Genomic DNA, 19,918 nt, shown 5'->3' with positions numbered 1-19,918 from the left:
GGGGGGATTTAACGGCGCTGCCGGTTTATGCGAACGGGGAGGGACATTCATCAATTTCATCTGTTTCTGGCAAGTTGTTGGTGTTTATTGGGTTAGTTCCTCCACAACACGCGAGTGAGAATAAGGAGGTCTTGTCGCGGATTAGTAAACGCGGCAATGTGATGTTAAGGACGTTAAGGTAAAACCTGAGGTTGATGAGGCTAATTCATGCGGTGGCTCGGTGAAGCCGCATATACGTTCTTTTCGTCAAAACTGATTGTTGACAACAACCCTGGGGCCATATACGTATAGACCAAAGCAGAATACGGGAAAATAATGATCTCGTCTATCATCCCCGTATTTCACTGCGCTTCATACAGGCTACTTTGCTGCTGGGCCCGCAAGGCGGCCTAACCTACACTTTCAATCGCACCCGCCGTTAACCCCCCCACACCCCGAGCCCAACAGTTTAAATAAATATTCCCGCAAGGGCTCTTTAAATTCAGGCCGTTTGAGCGCATAAGCAATTGTCGCCTGCAAGAAACCAAATCGACTGCCGCAATCATAACGGTGACCCTGGAAGGGAAAGGCAAGCGCCTGCTCTTCTTGCAAGAACGCGACAATCGCATCCGTTAGCTGAATCTCCCCCCCCACGCCACAACTGATGGCATCCAGATAATCAAAAATACGTGGAGACAAAATATAGCGGCCGGTGACAGCCCAATCTGACAACGCGCTTCCAAGGGGAGGTTTTTCAACCATACCAGTAATTCGCTTCACCTGGTGCTCATCCACAACAGAAACGATGCCATATTTATCGGTTTGTGTTAAAGGCACTTGTTCAACCGCAATGATATTCTGTTGATGCTTTTCAAAAGCTTCCATCATCAATTGCAAACAACTTTTCTCACCACAGTCAATAATGTCATCGGGCAACAACACCGCAAACGGCTGGTTGCCGACAACATGTTTCGCCGATAACACCGCATTACCCAAGCCTAAAGGGTGCGCTTGACGCACATAGCTAATATGAACTTCTTTGGGTAAGAGGTTTTGTATTAATTTCAGGGCATCCAATTTCCTGCTGGAACGCAACCGCGTTTCCAATTCATAATTACTATCAAAATAATCTTCGATAGCCCGCTTGCTGCTACTCGTTACAAAAACGAGATGCGTAATGCCGGCAGCGATCGCCTCTTCTACTACATATTGAATAATTGGCTTATCAACAATTGGCAACATCTCTTTGGGACCCGCTTTGGTTACCGGCAAAAATCGTGTTCCCAATCCGGCCACAGGAAAAACCGCAGTAGTGGCTTTTTTCATGGGCAGTTACCTTTTATTTTGAGCACGTAATTGATCAATCGTTCCATAGAACCGTAAAAGGATGACTGATCAGTTTCTGCTTGCAACGCTTGCAAGATACCCTTAGCTAAATGTTTGCCTCGCTCTACTCCCCATTGATCGAAAGGGTTAATATTCCAAATAACACTTTGCACATACACTTTATGTTCATATAAAGCTAACAGTGATCCTAACGAATAAGGGTTCAATTCTTCCAGAATAATGGTATTACTCGGGTTATTACCACGGATCAAGCGATAAGTTGCCAATTTTTCTGCTTTTTGGGACTCAATGCCTTGGCTAACGAGATCCCTCACCACTGCTTCTTTATCATAACCTTCCATCAGTGTCTGGCTTTGGGCTAAACAATTGGCGATTAAAGGCAGTTGGTAATGGTTTTCTCGCGTATTTTTTAAGACCGTAATAAAATCCACGGGCACCATCAAGGTACCCTGCAAAAATAATTGGTGAAAACTGTGTTGGCTATTGGTGCCAAGATCGCCCCACACTACCACCCCCGTCTGCCAATGCACCGCCGAGCCGTCAAGTTGAACGCTTTTCCCGAGACTTTCCATGTGCAATTGAGTGAGGTAATCAGGTAAATAAGCTAAGCGCTGGCTGTAAGGAATAATGGCCTGAGTTTTTGCATTGAAAAAATTAATGTACCAAATTGATAACAAGGCCAATAATATCGGCATATTTTTGCTAAATTCAGCTTGCCTAAAATGGGTATCCATGGCATGTGCACCGCGTAGAAATTCAAAAAATTCTTCCCAGCCAATCGCAATTGCTAACGAAAGCCCAACCGCGGACCAAACTGAAAAACGGCCACCCACCCACGGCCATAGTATAAAAATATTATCCTTTTGAATACCATATTCGTGCGCTTTTTCTGGTGCTGTCGTTACGGCCATAAAATGAGTTTGAATTACATTTTCTTTTTTAGCGGCCTGCATTAACCATTCTATAGCACGATGTGCATTTTCCAAGGTTTCTTTTGTCGTAAATGTTTTTGAGGTAATAATAAATAAAGTAGTTTCTGGATTTAAAGTCTGCACCGTCTCGTAGAAATCCGTGTCATCTAAATTGGAAATAAAATGGCATCGTAAAGGGGCTTTGACATAAGGTTTTAGCGCATTGTAAGCCATTTGCGGCCCTAAACTTGACCCGCCAATTCCAATATTAACAATATCGGTAATTGATTTGTTGGTGAACCCTTTATAATCGCCCTCGCGAATCCGAATTGATAATTTTTTTATTTTCTCCCAAGAAGCGCGAACTTCCTGAATCGCACTATTATTCGTTTTAAAAGAGAAGTTGTTCACTTGACGCAGAGCCGTGTGAAACCCCACCATTTCCGGCGACTCATTTGTTAATTTGCCGCTAAAGAGTTGCTCAATTCGCAGTGGCAAATTACACGCATTTGCGCTCTCACACAGTAAATCAAGGGTCTTCTCATCCACTCGATTCTTTGAATAATCAAAATATAAACCAGCCGCCTCTATGCTCAACCGCGTTCCACGCTTTTTATCTTGCGCAAAGAAATCGCGCATATGCAAAGAAGATAATTCCTGGTATTTAGATTTTAATGCCTGCCACGGAGGACTTTCGACTAAACTCATGGAATAACTTTACCTCCCCGCCATATGCAAAGCGCCATCTAAACGGATCACACTCACTTTTAAATAGGAGTTTTTAATAATTTCTTCCACTAATCGGGCGTATCCGCCCGGCTGACCTAGTCGAGAAGGGAAAAGAGCAGCGGCCGCTTCACTGCTTTTTGGATCGGAAACATCACATTCCACCGCTAGACCACCCAATTCTTTTGCAATGTCGTGTGTCTTATCGATTTCTTTATCGAACAATACTACCTTGGCGCCCCAACGGGCCGTTTCAGTGCCCATTCCCGATCCGCCAGCGGTTATAACCGCCACTTGATCTTTAATTTCCATTGCTTCCTCTTTATTAAGTGAGAAGAGTTTGAAATTGTATCCCTCCCCGAGCAATCGCAAAATAATCAAATCCCCATTCCCGTAATTGATGCGGTTGATAAAGATTGCGACCATCGAAAATAGCAGAATAACGCAAATTATTTTTAATTAAAGCAAAGTTAGGATTTTTAAATTCGTCCCACTCGGTTACGATGGCAAGCACATCCGCATTATTCAATGCAGCATAGGCATTTTCATAAAGTTTCAATTGTGATGACTCTCTATACAAGGCACGGATATTCTCCATCGCTAAGGGATCGTAGGCTTGAACAATAGCGCCTGCTTTCCAGAATGATTCTATCAATTTCAGGCTGGATGCCGATCGCACGTCATCCGTGTGAGGCTTAAATGCGAGCCCCCATACAGCAATAATTTTGCCTTGCAAATTCCCATTAAAATAACGTCGGATTTTTTCATATAAAATTAACTTTTGTCGTTCGTTGACTTCTAATACGGCATTAACAATGGATGCTGGAATAGCGGCTATCCTTGAAATACTCTGCAAGGCTAATAAATCTTTTGGGAAACAAGAGCCGCCAAAACCACAGCCTGGGTTAAAAAATTTACCATTAATTCGCGAATCCAAGCCCAAAACAATTTTTACCGCTTCAATATCAGCTTCAAAATATTCAGCAAAATGACTCATTTCATTAATAAAACTAATCTTCGTTGCTAAAAAAGCATTTGAAACGTATTTTGAAAACTCTGCCGAGCGACGGCCCATGACAATAAAGGGGTATCCTTTTTTAATTAAGGGAGCGTAAAGCTCCTTCATGATATTCCCAGCACGCGAATTATTTACACCTACTACAATGCGATCAGGCTCCAAAAAATCAATGATCGCTGATCCTTCTTTTAAGAATTCAGGGTTAGAGACGACGTCAAATTCAAGGTCTACTTTCCTTTTTTGAAGGTAGTTTTCTATCTGCGTATTAATGCTATCGGCCGTACCCACCGCCACAGTGGATTTAGTAACGATGACAGCGTAATCGGTAAGTTGTTCTCCAAGCGCTTTGACAACATTGTCTACGCAGCACATATCCACTTGCCCATTATCCGAGGATGGAGTTCCCACAGCGATAATTTGTACGAGCCCATGTTTGACAGCTTCGCTAGAACGCACTGTGAAAAAAATGCGCTTGGATTTCAAGTGCTTTTGAAGCAAAGACGCTAATTGTTGCTCATGAATCGGCGTTATCCCTCGCTTTAGTTTTGCAATTTTTTCTTCGTTAACATCACAACAGCAAACGCTATGGCCAAGCTCAGCTAGACAAACGGTACTTACCAATCCAACGTAACCTGCACCGTACACACTCACTTTCATGGTTAATCCTTACCTCCTTCTTTCGCAGAAAGAACACTTGCGTTACAATCCCACAACATGAACACCGTCGCAAGGAAAATCGCTGTTGTTGGGCTTGGCTATGTAGGTCTTCCCGTTGCCGTTGCTTTTAGCCGTCTCCAACCGGTCATCGCTTACGACAAAAACCCTGCCCGAATTCGGGCACTTAAACAAGGTTATGATGCCTGCGGCGAAGTTGATTCTCAACATTTATGCACCTGGCAAATTGATTTTACTGACAACCCGGATGATTTGGCAAAAGCTGATTTTTATATCGTTGCCGTCCCAACTCCCATCGATCAATCAAAACACCCCGATTTATTGCTCCTTCTCAATGCTTCCGAAACTATTGGTCTTTATTTAAAACAGGGGGATATTGTTGTTTTTGAATCGACCGTTTACCCAGGCGTCACGGAAGAAGAATGTGCGCCCGTTCTTGAAAAGGCATCAGGTCTTAAATATGGCGTTGACTTTACACTGGGATATTCACCCGAACGAATTAACCCCAGCGACAAAGCACATCGGTTTGAAACGATCACCAAAATCGTATCGGGCTCTGATCCTGAAACTTTAGATATTGTCGCCCACCTCTATGGCAGCGTGATAACCGCCGGCATCTACCGCGCTCCTAATATTCGCACAGCAGAAGCAGCAAAAGTCATTGAAAATACCCAGCGCGATTTAAACATCGCTTTAATGAATGAGCTGGCGATTATTTTTAAGCGAATGGATATTGACACTCAAGAAGTGTTAGCTGCTGCTGAGACTAAATGGAATTTTTTGCCTTTTAAACCCGGTTTGGTGGGGGGGCACTGCATCGGCGTCGACCCTTATTATCTCACCTACCAGGCTCAGCACTATGGCTATAATCCTCAAGTGATTCTTGCCGGTCGCCGTATCAACGATGCGATGGGTAAATTTATTGCGGAACAAACGATTAAACAAATGATCCACGCAGGTTATACCATTAGAGGCGCTAAGGTAGCTGTTTTAGGTCTCACGTTTAAAGAAAATTGTCCTGATCTGCGAAATTCAAAAGTCATCGATATTATCGAAGAATTAAATAACTACGGCATTGAATGCATGGTGCACGATCCTCTTGCCGATCCTGAGACAGCTAAGCAACTCTATAACATAGATCTTAAATCGTGGGATGATATTCACGATGTGGATTCTTTCGTATTAGCCGTTGCTCATGACCAATTTCGCCAATATTCTTTAGAAGACTATCACGCCAAATTCGCTCATCATTCAATTATTATTGATGTCAAAAATGTGTTAAATCCACAAGATTGTAAATCAAATGGTATCACCTTGTGGAGATTGTAAAAATGCGAACGTTAGTCACGGGCTGTGCAGGTTTTATTGGGTTTCATTTAATTAAGCGTTTATTAGGGCGAGGCGACCATATCGTCGGGCTCGATAATTTAAATGATTATTACGATGTTAATTTAAAAGAAGCCCGTTTAGCGCAATTGAAAGAATTCCCCCATTTCAGTTTTCATAAGTTAGACCTCGCTGACCGACAAGGAATGGCTGATTTATTCCAACAGCACTTATTTGATACTGTTGTGCATTTAGCGGCACAAGCTGGTGTCCGTTATTCCCTGACTAATCCTTACGCTTACGTAGATTCAAATTTAGTGGGTTTCGCGCATATTTTGGAAGGCTGTCGGCACCAATCCATTAAACACCTGATTTATGCTTCTTCCAGCTCTGTTTATGGCGCCAATGAGAAATATCCCTTCTCTGAAAGCGATAACGTGGACCACCCTATTGCTTTATACGCAGCATCAAAAAAAGCCAACGAATTAATGGCGCATAGTTATGCGCATTTGTTTCAACTTCCTTGCACCGGTCTGCGATTTTTTACTGTGTATGGTCCGTGGGGGCGACCGGATATGGCGCTGTTTAAATTTACGCGTAATTTATTAGCGGACAAATGTATCGATGTTTACAATCATGGCAAAATGTCGCGTGATTTTACGTATATCGACGATATCGTTGACGGTATTTTACTGACTTTAGATCATCCACCTGAACCGAATTCTGCTTGCTCCGCAAATCAACCTAATCCAGCAAATAGTAAGGCGCCTTATCGAATTTATAATATTGGTAGTAATAATCCTATTTTATTGACGGATTTCATTGCTATTTTGGAAAAGGCGTTAAATAAAAAAGCGATTAAAAATTTTCTACCCCTCCAACCAGGTGATGTTCCTGAAACATATGCTGATGTTTCTCAATTAGAAAATGATTTTCAATATCAGCCAAGAACTTCTTTACAAATGGGTGTTAAAAATTTTGTTAAATGGTATTTGCAATACTTTTCTTAAAAATTTATTTTTTCCGATTCGGATATAATGAGCGGTATAAATCAATTTCATGCTGTTTTTCTATTAAACTTGAATATTTACTCCAATACTCTTTTTCTAAGCATTTAGCATAAGCAGTCATCTTTTCAGAGTTTAACAGAGCAAAATTAATTTGCTTCACCCATTCTTCGACAGATAGAGGGTCAACTAACAAGCCTGTCACATGATCTTCAATCATTTCAGTATGGCACTCTCTACTTTCGACGTAATAACCGGCTTCCCGATACTCGCTGCCTCAAGTAACACAAACCCCGACATTGGAATAAGAAGAAGATAGGCTCTCTTTATAAGTTCATGCACTATCTCCTTTTCCTGCCAACCTAAAAAATAAACATTCTCGTTATCTAAAAACTCCTGTAGCCCCTCTTGATAAAGAGACCCATCACCACAAAACGCAAATACAATTTTTTATCGGGCAAAGGTGATTTCCATTTTTTAATTACATTATATAAAACATCGGTATATTTATATCTGTTTAAAAATCCAATAATAAGGATTAAAACTGCATCAGAAGGAATATTAAATCGCTCACAAATACAGTCTTTTTCTTCACTCTCTGGGATTGGCTCGCTAATCCATGGAATAACGGTGCATCTTTTTTCGGATTGTTTTTTCCCAATTAGTTTTTCCACATATTGTTTAGTAAATAAATTAGGGCAAATAATTTGATTGCTATATCGAAGCACAAATTTTTCCATTGTATAAGAAATAAATTTAGAATTATAATTGAATTTTTTATTCTTTTCTTGGCAAAGACGATTGTCCCCACCTAAAGAAAGTACAAAAGGTATCCGAAATATTTTTGCCATTAATAAACTATATAAGCTGCCCAAATAGGGCTGTCTACCTCGAACGATATCAAATTTATTCTTTGAAAATTGTTTAAATATCTTAAAGAAACCCACAACAACTCTTGAAGTCCACAGGGTATCCACTCCATAAGAATAGAGTTGAATCGAAAATTGTTTAAAGTAAGCAGTATATTTCAAATCTTGATAATGCGGCGTAAAATGTACCACCTTAGAATAGGCATTATTTGGATTATAAATCTCGGGCGATGCTGTTAAATTGCCTTTTTTATCAAGCTCCACAAACTGGAATCCATAAAATTAGCTACTTTCATAATACTCCATCTATTTTAAAAATTTTTCAATACTGTCGATAATAGTTGCGGCAGCATTACCGTCACCATAAAACATTGGCCTAAACTCAGATATGTTATTAAATGGATCATTCTTTAAAGCCTTTTGAAATGTTCGAACAATTTTCTCTGAAGTAAGATCAGGAACGAGCGTATTGCATTTGAAGTCAATCAACTCCGCCCATTCCGTAGAATCACGTAAAACAAGGCAGGGAACATCATAAAAATAAGCCTCTTTTTGAACACCTCCAGAATCAGTAATAATAATTTTCGCTGAATTTTCAAGTCATAACATGGCTTTGTATCCTACAGGATCAATAATGTTTACCAAACAAGAAACGCGCTTATATAAATTAGATTCTTGAAGCATTTTTTTTGCACGAGGGTGAATTGGCCAAACAACGGAAAAATCTTTAGCAATTTCAGTTATTGCAGCCATGATAGAACGTAAACAATTATTGACATTGGTATTTTCAGCTCTATGCATAGTAAACAAAATATAGCCCTTTTTCCGAACACCGATTTTCTTTAAAAGAGTTTCATCAGAGTTTTTCTTATAAAAAAGAGCAATATCATACATAATATCGCCGGTTTGAATAATTTTTTCACTAGAGATACCCTCTTTTAATAAATTATTTACTGCAGTGACTGTTGGTGCACATAATATATCTGAAATATGATCTACCGAAACCCGATTAAGTTCTTCTGCCATTTTTTTATCAAAAGATCTTAATCCTGATTCCACATGAGTAACTGCAAAATGCAGTTTCTTAGCACATAAAGCAGCCGCTAACGTTGAATTTGTATCTCCATAAGTAATCACCATACCAGGATGCAACTTCTGTAATAAAGTTTCTAAACGTAATAATATCATTCCCGTTTGAACACCATGCGTTCCTGCGCCTACTTCTAAGTTATAATCCGGATAAGGTATACTTAACTCACGAAAAAAAAATATCTGACATATTATTGTCATAATGTTGTCCAGTATGAATAATTATGTGGCAAAATTTGCCGCGAATTTCTCTTAGAAGCGCTGCTACTTTAATAAATTGTGGCCTTGTACCAATAATAGATACAATTTTTTTCATAATTACTTAAATTTTCAAAATGCTATCATTCCAAGCCCTTCGACCAGCTCAGGATAAACTTACTTGATGAAGTACTAGGGCGTGTCATCAATTAACCCTGGACACCATTGTAAAGTTCATTACCAATATATAGGTTGATTGATTTAAAATTTTATTAAAAGGTAAATACCGTCTTTCAAAAAAATTTTCCTTGCAATTAATGAACTCAATTTTTTTCACTTAAATTAAGAAATTTTCTTAAGAAGGGTTTCATAAACCATCATTGTTTGAAAATTAATTTTGTCTAACTCATATTTGAACTCTACCCTTGCACGCCCACGACGACCCATTTCTTTTCGAAGCTCCGGATTTTGGATAAGAATCTCAATAGCTGATGCTAATTCTTCGCTATTTTTAACGGACACAAGCAATCCATTTTCTCCATCGCACACAACGTCACGACAACCAGGTACATCTGTTGTAACAATGGCTCGGCCACTCGCCGCCGCTTCTACCAAAACACGTGGCAATCCTTCGCGATAAGAAGGCAAACAGACAATATGGGCTCGATGCATAATAGCCAGCATCTCCGTACTCTCTCCCCACCATTTAATTAAGCCTTCACGTTCCCAATGTTCTAATTGTTTTTGATTAATAGCAGCCGGATTTTCTGAATCAATTCCTCCCACCAAAATAAAACAGGCATCTATTTTTTTCTGCTTTAATATTTTTGCCGCTTCAACAAACTCTCCCACGCCTTTGTCCCATAACAATCGAGAAGCTAAAATCACTCGAGGAACCCCCGACGTTTCTTCCATTGGATAAAAAGCACTCATAGAAACACCTGACCCTGGAATTAAAACACTGTTATTTGGATCTAAAAGTTTCGTCTGAAGAAATTGAGTTTGATCATCCTTATTTTGAAAAATGACACAGGTATTTTTATGTTGAAAAACGAATTTATAACCCTGTTGCAAAATAAAGCGCAAAATTCTTATATAGCAAGATTGCGCAATGAATATAAACCCAAGTCCTGTCAGCGTATTAACAACAGCGGGAACGCCAGCTAAACGGGCTGCGATACCTCCATATAACACTGGTTTAATGGCCAGATGATGAACAATGTCAGGTTGCAAACGACGATATAATTTCCATAAGGAAAACAAGGCAAAAATATCTTTAAAAGGATTAAAACCACATTGATCTATCTGAATGGAATGATAGGAAAAGCCCTTTTCCTTGATTTTTTCAATCAACGGAGAAACCGGAGTTGCTACATGAACATCATAATTAGCAACTTTTGCTGCTTTTGCTAAAGACAATCGGTGGGATAAAAAAAACTTTGCATTGTTGATAACAATCAATAATTTTTTTTTCATTATTTATCACCAGCGCTCACGCCACAATTGGAACATAAGCACGCTCCAAAGTGAATATTGCCAATTTCTTTTTCCAGAAAGATGTTCCTTCCAACGTTGACGAAATAATGAGGAATGCAGTAAACCATCTTTTTCTAGTTTAGAAATGGATAATAAATCCTCTGCCCATTCTCTCAATTGGCCACGTAACCAATGATCAATCGGCACCCCAAAGCCCATTTTGGGACGAGTAAACAATTTCTCTGGGAGGTATTTCCCTAATACACGTCGCAATAACCATTTAGTTTCACCCCGTTGCAATTTAAATCGCATGGGTAAAGACCAAATATATTCCACTAATCGATAGTCTAGCAAAGGGATTCTTGCTTCTAAGCCAACAGCCATGCTAGCACGGTCTACTTTTGTTAAAATATCATCAGGTAAGTAGCTGAGGGTATCAATATACTGCATTTGTTCCATAAAATTTAAATCCGGCAATAGCTCTGGCCATAAGGAAATATCGGAACCATCAATCACTAATTCAGCCGGTCTTTCCCAAAGGCTAACAACTCCTTTATATAAATCCTCCGATGATTGGATTAATAGTGCGGCTAACTTATACGCCTTATCCCCCACAGAGGATGGACGTAACTTCCGTGGTATCACATTTACAAATTTATCCCACGCTGAAGGGCTGAAGCAATTAATCATTTTACTAGCCGACTGTCTCATCCACAGCGGAAAGCGAACTAATTTGGACCATAGATTTTCGGCTAAAAGATAGCGATTATAACCGGCAAATAATTCATCGCCCCCATCGCCTGATAAACTTACCGTTACGTGCTGCCTTGCTAATTGAGAAACAAGATAAGTGGGTATTTGGGATGAATCTGCAAATGGCTCGTCATACCACTCCGGAATTTGAGGAATCAATCGAGCAGCTTCATCCACATGCAAATATAATTCGTGATGATCGGTTTTTAAATGTTGGGCAACTTCTTTCGCATAAGAGGCCTCATTGTATTCTTTTTCATAAAATCCGACAGAAAAAGTTTTAATTTGATTTGTACTTTGAGCCTGCGTCAAAGCAACGACTGTAGAACTATCAATACCGCCAGATAAAAAGGCACCTACTGGAACATCCGAGTACATACGACATTTAACAGCGTCACGCAATAGAGTTTCCGTCTCTTCTAGTACTTCGTTGTCGTCAATTTTTTTCTTATTAATATTCTTTTGACAAACTGTTTCTAACGACCAGAACGTTTCTTCAATAATTTTTTGATTGTGGTCGATGGCAAGTATTATGCCTGGTTTTAGTTTATAAACGCCATTGTAAATTGATAATGGCGCGGGGATATAATTAAATCGAAAGTAGGAGGTTAAAGCCGTCCGGTCGATTTGAACATTCCAAACTGGATGCGCGGTGAGTGCTTTTAATTGCGAAGAAAAATAAAAAATGTTATTTTTTAAGCTCCAGAATAACGGCTTAATTCCTAAACGATCGCGAGCAAGATACAGCTTTTTTTCAAGCTTGTTCCAATAAGCAAAGGCGAACATTCCATTCATTTTTTTTACTGCAGATTTAACACCCCATAATTCACAGGCTTCGAGAAGCACCTCAGTGTCTGAATGCCCAAAACAATAGATACCTGCATTTTCTAATTCTTGACGAATAAAGGGAGCGTTATAAATCTCACCATTGTAAATAATGACGGTATTTCTTGAACGCGATAACATGGGTTGATGCCCTGCTATCGAAAGATCAATAACGGCTAACCGTCGGTGCCCAAAAGCCAGTCCCGTTTTTTCGTCGCACCAAACGCCTGATGAGTCTGGGCCTCGAGAAATAATTTGATTCGCCATCTTAGCAGCAACTTTTTGGTATTGCTCTTTTTTCCAAGACTGACGAAAATCCCAAAATCCAGTAATTCCGCACATTACTTTATTTACCCGAAAGTGAAAAATTAGTGCAAGCCTTCCCTTCCGCAGTATTTTTTTTGTCGTCGTCCTGCCAAGAGGGTGGCTTAACAATATTAATGGCTCGCTCCCATTCAGAGGCCAGCATAGCCTCATAAAATTGATCATAACGCAAAACACAAGACTCTAAACTAAAATACTTTTTAACACGCTCTTTTGCTGCGTTTCCATATTTATTGCGCCTTTCTTTATCTAAAGCGAGCATCAATAAAGCTTCTGCTAATTGCTCTGGTTGTTTAGGCGGCACGACGAATCCACATTGTTTATCAATGACAGCTTCTGCATTTCCTCCAACGTCGGTGACCACCATCGGCAAGCCGGCCGCCATACATTCAAGCAGTGCATTGGAAAAACCTTCTTCATGAGAGCTCAGAACGCCCATGTCAGCAATTGATAATAATTGGGGGATGTCATGTTGTTGACCTAAAAAAATAATATATTCTCGTAAGCCCAAACTGTAACGTAAATTTTCTAGTGTATTTCTTTCTCCTCCGTCTCTACCAATGCACAATAATTTCCAATTTTCGGACATTTTTTCTTTTATAGAAGATAACGCATAGAACAAATCTTTATGTCCTTTCCTTTTGTATAAATTCGCTAGGATAATAATGATAAACGTATCGTCATTTAAACAAAGAGAGTGTTTAATTGCAGGCTTATTATAATGAATATTATATTTCTCAACTTCAACACCGTTATAGATTAATCCCAATTTATTAGGAGGAACACCCTCCTCTAAAAGATTGGCGCCAACACGCGATGAGGTTGCCAACACTACCTTCATATGTTTATGCAATAGGGGTTCTATTTTTGCAACAATGGGATGCGTTTTTTGATATTCATTAGTGACACGACGACTCATCACCATACAGCGGGCACGAGCCAAAAGGCCACTAATCCCCCCAAGTACATAAGTTCCTGGCAGAAAAAAATGAAGAATTGACGGGTTTCGTTTTAATATAAGAAAATATAATCTTATTATCGACAATGAATAAATAAAAAGCTTTCCTAATAAGCCTAATTTAATTAAAAATTCACAGAAAGGAGGAGTAATAATCGGAATGCCGGCTGCTAACATTTCCTCGAACATTACACCTCGATGGTTAGTAAGATATAAAATGATGTTATAGCCCCGCTTTTTTAAAGAAGGTAACACACGCAATAAATGCTTCTCCGCGCCACCAACGTCTAAAGCGTTTATGGCAACAACAATACTTAAATCACGTTTTAAAATTTTTAAGCACATATTCATCACAAGCACTTCCAAAAATAGCGGAAGAAATTTTATGGCCTTGGATCTTTTGTTTCTCAACATAAAACCCAATAGAATTAGAAAACTCTTTCATTGCCTGCAGAGTGATAGATTTATAAGGATAGCCACCTAACCAATCATGCATATCGTGAATAAAGAACATACCCCGAAAAATCTTATAGTTTTTGATAAATTTAAAGGGGTTATTTCCTTTTATCCAATGATCGAGCAATAGAAAAATAATATAAGTATAACGTATACAAGCCTGGATAATCGCGGGCACTTTACTATATAGAGCTTTTTGCATTTTCCAAAATTCGCATCACTTTGTCTTTCTATATAAAGAAATGACAAGTCTACCATTTGATTTGAACATAGCTTCCGTTTTCTGAATAGCTTTGTACATATTCCCAGTATGATGTAACACCACAGGAGTAAACCAAATCAAACTGACCATCGATTGCCCGATCTAAATCAAAAACGCTAACTGTCTTAAAAGAAAATTAGATGACGGGGAATATTTATTTAACAATTTATTAATCATCAAAACACTCTCGGGATCGACATCTGTTACAATAAGAGCATCTGTCTTTAAAAGCAAAGCCACTAAAGAAAATAATCCTAAATCACAACCGATATCCAAAAAAGTTTTTCCGGAAAAATTTCCACCTTCCAGCAGATTGACAATCGAATCCTCGGTAACATTAATTCTAACTTCATTAATAAGAGATGAAAAATTAGACCAATTTTTACCAAATTTAAAATGAGTTTATAAAGCTTCTAGATTTTCTAACCCCATAAATTTTATTCATTTATATTAACTTTTTGTTTTGTCGACAACATATACGAGAATACCCTACAATTTATTAATTTTTATTTAATCAGCAATATCGCGTTATAACCTAATATTCATTAGATGAAGCACATTATCCCAAAGTTCATAAGAGCATTGAGTTTCCCCTGTAATTTTTTGTCGGGCTTTTTCTCCAAGACGTTTGCGAAACAATTCATCGTTTCCTAAACGACAAAAAGCGAGATACAACGCTTCAACGTCTTCCACAGGTACTACTAATCCTGTTTCTTCATTTTTGACAAAATGCAAGATTCCCGAAGAAGCGTTGCTCACAATAGCTGGCAACCCGCAACTCATAGCTTCCAATAGAGCATTTGGCGTTCCCTCATATCGTGAGGGCATAACAAAAATAGTAGCCGCATTGTAATAAGAAAAAATATCTAATTGCATCCCACCCCAAATAATATCCTTATCTATATTTAAGCTTACTGCAAACTGTTTCAATTTATTACGCAGTTCTCCATCACCAACAATAATTAAACGCCATTGCAGAAAGTGATGAATGAATTTTGAAAATGCAAGCAAGAGGATATCATGCCCCTTTTCATAACTTAACCTTCCAACAGCCAATATAGCAGGAAAACTATAAGTTAAAGGTCGGAACGGCTCTTCAATACAAATAGGGTTCGGTACATATTTTAATTTTCCAGGATCAATAAATTTTTCTAATGCTACAATCGCATCATGACTATTAGCGGTAACAATATCAGCATAGCGATAAAGCAGATGTCTAAGTTTATCCCAAATACTTCCCAGCGAATCCTTTGTGGGATCACTTCTCTCGGAAACAATAACAGGAATTCGCATAAAAAAAGTAGCCAGAATCGTTAACACATTGCTGGTCACAAGAAAACTTAAAACAAGCTTTGGCTGATAAGCTTTAATCACCGATCTCAAGGCCTTTACCCTACGTAAATTATTCCAAATAGCGATTATTAAATTTTTTGATTCATCAGGTAAATTAATACTTTTTCGAGAGATAGCAATCGGTAATTCGAAAAAATCAGATTTTTTGTTAAAAAATGTTATAACACAAATTTTTTTACCTTGATTCAGCCAATGTTTTACAAGATTCATTAGCACCCTTTGAGTTCCTCCCCCTCCCATATCAGGAATAACTAGGCATAAATCAATTTTTTTTTTCTTCATTACTAAATATAGGGCGGGTCGTCAATTAACCCTGCCCGCCTCATCCCGCGGCTTGTCCACGAGATCCAGTTAGGAACAGATCTCGTCATATAAGCCACGCCATGTTGGATTGTTTTTTTCAGTAACATTTAATTTCCATTTTCTACAGCAATTTTTAAATCGTCTTTCACGTCGTGCAGCCTCCATTATAGTTTGAGGTACTTCGTAATAGACCAATTGATGTACATCATATTTCGATGTAAATCCTGGAATAACATTATTTTTACAAAAGGGATATCCCAAAATACTTAATTAACTAGCCAATTTCTAAAACTTAATGTGGCTCTCTGGATCCCACGGACAAGGCGCGGGACGACAGGCAGCGTTAATTAACGGCACGCCATAATACTTTGAGAAAAAAAATTTTTCTAAAACAAAATAAAGCATAAAGATTATAGGTTTAAAAAGAGATAATTATCATCCTCATAGGCTTTTTCGACATCAGTCAAATTCAGAATATTCGGGTGACAATATCGCTTATCTATTAACAAATGAGTAATTGAATGTTGCTTTATAACATCAATAATAGGTTTTTTTAAAACCGGGAATAAATGGCCTATTTTGGAAAAACCATATCCGTGGGTCCCCCATAATACCTGCTTGCGTGTATGATAAGCAACAAAATCAGACAGATGATAAGGAAGGCAATATATTCTAGCTTCATCAAGCTGATTAATAAACGATATGATTGAGTATATCTCTTTAGTAATTCCTATTACAGTATTATTACTTTTAAGCTTGAGTTGAAGGTTTTTCGTAGCGCTGTAGTAATTGAGCATACTTAAAAGGATACAAATAAATACTAAAACATATAAGAGAATACTTGGATTTTGCTTTATCATCAAAGCAACAAATAAAAGGTTAACAGGGTAAGAATACTTAATATATTGAATACCCATACCAAAACATCGCAGGAAAGACAAGAAAGTCACTAAAAATACTAATATATAGACACCTATTAAAAAAAACGTCAGAAAATGCTCTAAAGGATTCATTGAATTGAAATTCCAGATCCCTATTCCCAGAAAAATAATCCAATAATTAATATGGAAAATGTGCTTACATTGCACCATAATTTCCGAAAAAGTTAATGACTTGTAATGGAAATCCTCATTTTTTTTATCCTTAGAATAAATTCTCGACTGATAAATACTATGAGCGCCTAAAAGAGGCCAGTTTTTATACCAAAACTTCACAATATCTAAATGAGCTTTTATTATTTTAATAAGCATATTTCTGAAAAATAGTAATCCAATGCAATAAGCCGTAATGACTGGCAATACCCAATTTAAAGTTAAATAACTTGCTGATAAAAATAATGTTATAAACCAAATCAATTGCATCGTTAATTTATGTGAAAAAATAAGTAGTAAACAAAATAGAATAGAGGCAACCAAGCCAATATTATATCCGGATATCCACAAATAATCAGAGCATAAAAATAGTATAAAAATAGGTATCGTCAAACTTCTACTTGTTAAGGATTTAAATTCAAGGAGCACCGGCCCGAAAAAAGAATATATTAACCCCACTGTAATAGCGAATTCTAAGTTTGTTAGCTTTTTTGTAATTAAAAATAATAAAACTAATGTAAAGTAATCCAATGTGTGATTTATGATCCAGTGATATTGATTAACTAATTTTTCTGGCAGAGAAGCAAGGAAAATTGAAAATAAGGGAGGATACCATTGCTCTGCAGGTTCTAACAGATAATAAGGCTCCAAAACAATTGGAAGTTTTTTAATTTTCCTAAATTTTTCAGAGCATAATAAAAAATAATAAGCATCGCAACCCTGCAATCGATAAGGATAGAGTGGAATTAATCGAGCTGCAAAAAATATAAATGATAATACTATAAAAAAAATAAAAGGATACATATCATCTAAGTAATTTACTTTTTAAGGAATTGCATTGAAGTCTCAGCCGGTATCAATTTTTTCAATGTGGGGGTTCCATATCCAGAACAAAGTTTGCAGAGACTAATTTTATCCTGTTGTGTCAATAATTTCCCTAAATTTTCTTGCTTTCTCCCCATTCCAAACTTGTTTAAATCCATCTTCAAACACATTCCCTAAAATATGCTTTCCTAAAGGGTCCCTGCAACAAGGAACAGCATCACCATTCCAGTTGAGCTGTATAGAATGCCAAATCCAGCGGCATTCATTATTTGGAATTATTTTAGGTTTTAGCACTCCATTTTGATAAGCTTCCTCGTCATAAAACCAATATTTTCTATCTTTTGGTAAATATGCATGGGCTTCCAACATATTTCTAACACAAGGATCGACGACTGTCGCTTTATCTACCCTAATTTCTTTAGCCCATTTTAAAAATTCATCAACCTGATGCTCGTTATGCCGCATTATAATAAATCCAACTTCAACCTTGACATTAGATTTCGGACATTTTTTCCGCTCCTCAATTAATTTATATAGATTCTTATGAACTTTATTTAAATCACTATTCACTCGATAACGGTGATGAGCTTCAGGATCCATTCCCCCTAATTGAAAACTAATCTGATTAATGTCTGAATAAATCACTCCTTCTGGATTAACTAAATCACCATTTGTGCAAGTTTCAACAAAAATTCCCCTTTCTCTAGCATATCGAATCATTTCATAGGAATTCTTATTAAGAAAAGGCTCGCCCATAAAGTAATACATCAGGCTAGAGGTCGTTGGCCATACTTCATCAATTAATCTCTTAAATAAATCAATATCCAAACGACCTTTTTTTTGTGCTATTTCATTTTTTCCTGTCTCGCAGACAGGACAAAGCGCGTTACAAGCATTTGTAGGTTCAATTGAGATATGAACAGGCATCATTAAAGGGCCTGTTTTTTTGAATTTTAATATAGCTGAATTATATAAAAGAGACTTCCAGCCCCTTGGTCTTTTATAAGCTAAATCTACAACTCTTTTTGTTAGATCAATCGTCTTCGATACTTTCATATTCCACCTAAAAAATTAATTCGGCCACCACATGTGTTGCTCTAACATTTTGCTTAATATGTCAGAAAGCCAATCGTCTACTTGCACTTTATTTATAAAATCGGGTAATTCTTCTTCCACTAAAACAACTTCACGTCCACTCTTTCTCCCTTTACCTTTTATTTTCAAGCAACCTTTCTTATCATCAACCCCAGATATAACGTATTCCATGCGTGGACGATTTGCCCAATTTTGAGAGAACGCTTGTTTTAATTTTGTTTCTAAATATTGATAAAGTGTTTCCATTAATAAACCTATACTTTCCTGGATATTACGGATATCCCTGCTGGCCCAATATGTATCCGCTCTATTTCAAACTTTTCTTCTTTACATGATTGGATTATTTCATACTCAGCATGGCGATCCGTATTCATCGGCGCATATTAATTATAATTAATGTGAGTTAATTCTTCTAAATTTAAATCAGGATAGTAAAATAGTCTAAAAATATGCCAACAAAAACGTTGTAAATTTATTTTCCCTGTAGAAATATTTAAAGATTTAATTTCTTCTGAAATTTCTATCTCTATGTTAAGATCTCCTAAAATCTTCCCCAGTTTTGATAAAGATTTAAGCCTTCCCATGCCTTTTTACAGGAAATGGAATATTTTTCTATACTCGTTTTTAAAAATTTATCTTTAAAACCTGCACTCGCAAACCTTTAACGCGCTATTTTGACACTACTTGAAATATCAACAACAATGAACCTAATTTTATTAAGTACATCACGAAACCATTCGAGCGCACCTAAACCAGCACCAACGCCTGCATCCAATAAGAGGAGATTACCACCGATTAACCATTTTATAGGATTTAGCTTCGCCACAACGTTTGTTTAGCCAAGCACGGGTTCTTTTTCTAGCAACTTGTGAATCATAAGTGTTTGTTTTACGCCATTTGTGTCTGAAAACTTCCGCTGTTTTTTTTGCACTTGAGAATACATTAATTGATCTCTCAAGATGTCTTCACGATACTCAAAATTAACTCCATTAATACAAATTTCCTCATTCTCACGCAAAGTCTTGATCGGTATTAAATCGTAAAACATTCAC

Annotated in this window: 13 protein-coding genes and 7 pseudogenes; 3 read left to right on the top strand and 17 right to left on the bottom strand. The window is 37.6% G+C overall.

The window, feature by feature from the left end:
• Positions 1-176 (top strand): annotated as a pseudogene (locus tag OWO34_RS04055) (transposase); the annotation flags it as partial.
• Positions 177-402: 226 nt separating this feature from the next.
• Here OWO34_RS04055 and galU read toward each other — a convergent pair.
• The 4 genes and pseudogenes from galU to OWO34_RS04035 all read right to left on the bottom strand — a co-directional run bounded on the left by galU (position 403) and on the right by OWO34_RS04035 (position 4,638).
• The gene (gene galU / locus OWO34_RS04050; protein ID WP_267256640.1) at positions 403-1,305 is read right to left on the bottom strand and encodes a UTP--glucose-1-phosphate uridylyltransferase GalU; all 903 of its coding nucleotides are present in this window, start codon (positions 1,303-1,305) and stop codon (positions 403-405) included.
• Positions 1,302-2,945 (bottom strand): glucose-6-phosphate isomerase, encoded by a 1,644-nt coding sequence (gene pgi, locus OWO34_RS04045; protein ID WP_267256639.1) that lies wholly within the window; start codon positions 2,943-2,945, stop codon positions 1,302-1,304. Before pgi ends, galU begins: the two co-directional genes overlap by 4 nt.
• Positions 2,946-3,086: 141 nt before the next feature.
• Positions 3,087-3,275: pseudogene (locus tag OWO34_RS09750) on the bottom strand (3-hydroxyacyl-CoA dehydrogenase); the annotation flags it as partial.
• Positions 3,276-3,288: 13 nt separating this feature from the next.
• Positions 3,289-4,638, bottom strand: coding sequence for a UDP-glucose dehydrogenase family protein (locus OWO34_RS04035; protein ID WP_267256637.1), 1,350 nt, complete (start codon positions 4,636-4,638; stop codon positions 3,289-3,291).
• A gap of 57 nt (positions 4,639-4,695) precedes the next feature.
• Between OWO34_RS04035 and OWO34_RS04030 the strand changes: the two genes are divergently transcribed.
• Together OWO34_RS04030 and OWO34_RS04025 are read left to right on the top strand one after the other, a co-directional pair.
• Entirely contained in the window at positions 4,696-5,985 is a 1,290-nt protein-coding gene (locus OWO34_RS04030) for a nucleotide sugar dehydrogenase (RefSeq protein WP_267256636.1), read from the top strand.
• Positions 5,973-6,992 carry an NAD-dependent epimerase gene (locus OWO34_RS04025; RefSeq protein WP_267256635.1) on the top strand — a complete coding sequence of 340 codons (1,020 nt, stop codon included), beginning with the start codon at positions 5,973-5,975 and terminating at the stop codon, positions 6,990-6,992. The genes OWO34_RS04030 and OWO34_RS04025 overlap by 13 nt, the downstream gene beginning before the upstream one ends.
• 4 nt (positions 6,993-6,996) lie before the next feature.
• On the opposite strand, the pseudogene OWO34_RS04020 reads toward OWO34_RS04025, so the two are convergent.
• The 13 genes and pseudogenes from OWO34_RS04020 to OWO34_RS03960 all read right to left on the bottom strand — a co-directional run bounded on the left by OWO34_RS04020 (position 6,997) and on the right by OWO34_RS03960 (position 19,914).
• Positions 6,997-8,154: pseudogene (locus OWO34_RS04020) on the bottom strand (glycosyltransferase family 4 protein).
• 10 nt (positions 8,155-8,164) lie between these two features.
• Positions 8,165-9,263: pseudogene (gene wecB / locus OWO34_RS04015) on the bottom strand (non-hydrolyzing UDP-N-acetylglucosamine 2-epimerase).
• Positions 9,264-9,487: 224 nt separating this feature from the next.
• Positions 9,488-10,621 carry a glycosyltransferase family 4 protein gene (locus tag OWO34_RS04010; protein ID WP_267256634.1) on the bottom strand — a complete coding sequence of 378 codons (1,134 nt, stop codon included), beginning with the start codon at positions 10,619-10,621 and terminating at the stop codon, positions 9,488-9,490.
• 6 nt (positions 10,622-10,627) lie between these two features.
• Entirely contained in the window at positions 10,628-12,541 is a 1,914-nt protein-coding gene (asnB, locus tag OWO34_RS04005; protein ID WP_267256633.1) for an asparagine synthase (glutamine-hydrolyzing), read from the bottom strand.
• 4 nt (positions 12,542-12,545) lie between these two features.
• Positions 12,546-13,835, bottom strand: a complete 1,290-nt coding sequence (locus OWO34_RS04000; RefSeq protein ID WP_267256632.1) for a glycosyltransferase family 4 protein — start codon at positions 13,833-13,835, stop codon at positions 12,546-12,548.
• Positions 13,801-14,139, bottom strand: a complete 339-nt coding sequence (locus tag OWO34_RS03995; protein ID WP_267256631.1) for a hypothetical protein — start codon at positions 14,137-14,139, stop codon at positions 13,801-13,803. Before OWO34_RS03995 ends, OWO34_RS04000 begins: the two co-directional genes overlap by 35 nt.
• A 162-nt stretch (positions 14,140-14,301) precedes the next feature.
• On the bottom strand, positions 14,302-14,475 hold the full coding sequence (locus tag OWO34_RS03990; RefSeq protein WP_267256630.1) for a hypothetical protein: 174 nt from the start codon (positions 14,473-14,475) through the stop codon (positions 14,302-14,304).
• A gap of 252 nt (positions 14,476-14,727) precedes the next feature.
• Positions 14,728-15,834: a glycosyltransferase gene (locus tag OWO34_RS03985; RefSeq protein WP_267256629.1), complete on the bottom strand. Its 1,107-nt coding sequence runs from the start codon at positions 15,832-15,834 to the stop codon at positions 14,728-14,730.
• A 69-nt stretch (positions 15,835-15,903) separates the two neighbouring features.
• Positions 15,904-16,098: pseudogene (locus OWO34_RS03980) on the bottom strand (GIY-YIG nuclease family protein); the annotation flags it as partial.
• Positions 16,099-16,265: 167 nt separating this feature from the next.
• Positions 16,266-17,750, bottom strand: a complete 1,485-nt coding sequence (locus OWO34_RS03975; protein WP_267256628.1) for a hypothetical protein — start codon at positions 17,748-17,750, stop codon at positions 16,266-16,268.
• A gap of 14 nt (positions 17,751-17,764) precedes the next feature.
• Positions 17,765-18,827 (bottom strand): annotated as a pseudogene (locus OWO34_RS03970) (radical SAM/SPASM domain-containing protein).
• Between the two features lie 15 nt (positions 18,828-18,842).
• A complete protein-coding gene (locus OWO34_RS03965; RefSeq protein ID WP_267256627.1) occupies positions 18,843-19,112 on the bottom strand; it encodes a hypothetical protein in 270 nt (89 codons plus the stop codon).
• Positions 19,113-19,120: 8 nt separating this feature from the next.
• Positions 19,121-19,914 (bottom strand): annotated as a pseudogene (locus OWO34_RS03960) (class I SAM-dependent methyltransferase).
• Positions 19,915-19,918 lie beyond the last annotated feature (4 nt).

Source organism: Coxiella endosymbiont of Ornithodoros maritimus, assembly GCF_907164965.1.
In the GTDB taxonomy this organism is placed as follows: domain Bacteria; phylum Pseudomonadota; class Gammaproteobacteria; order Coxiellales; family Coxiellaceae; genus Coxiella.
Note: the sequence above shows the minus strand (reverse complement) of the source record. Positions and strands in the feature narration are given on the sequence as shown.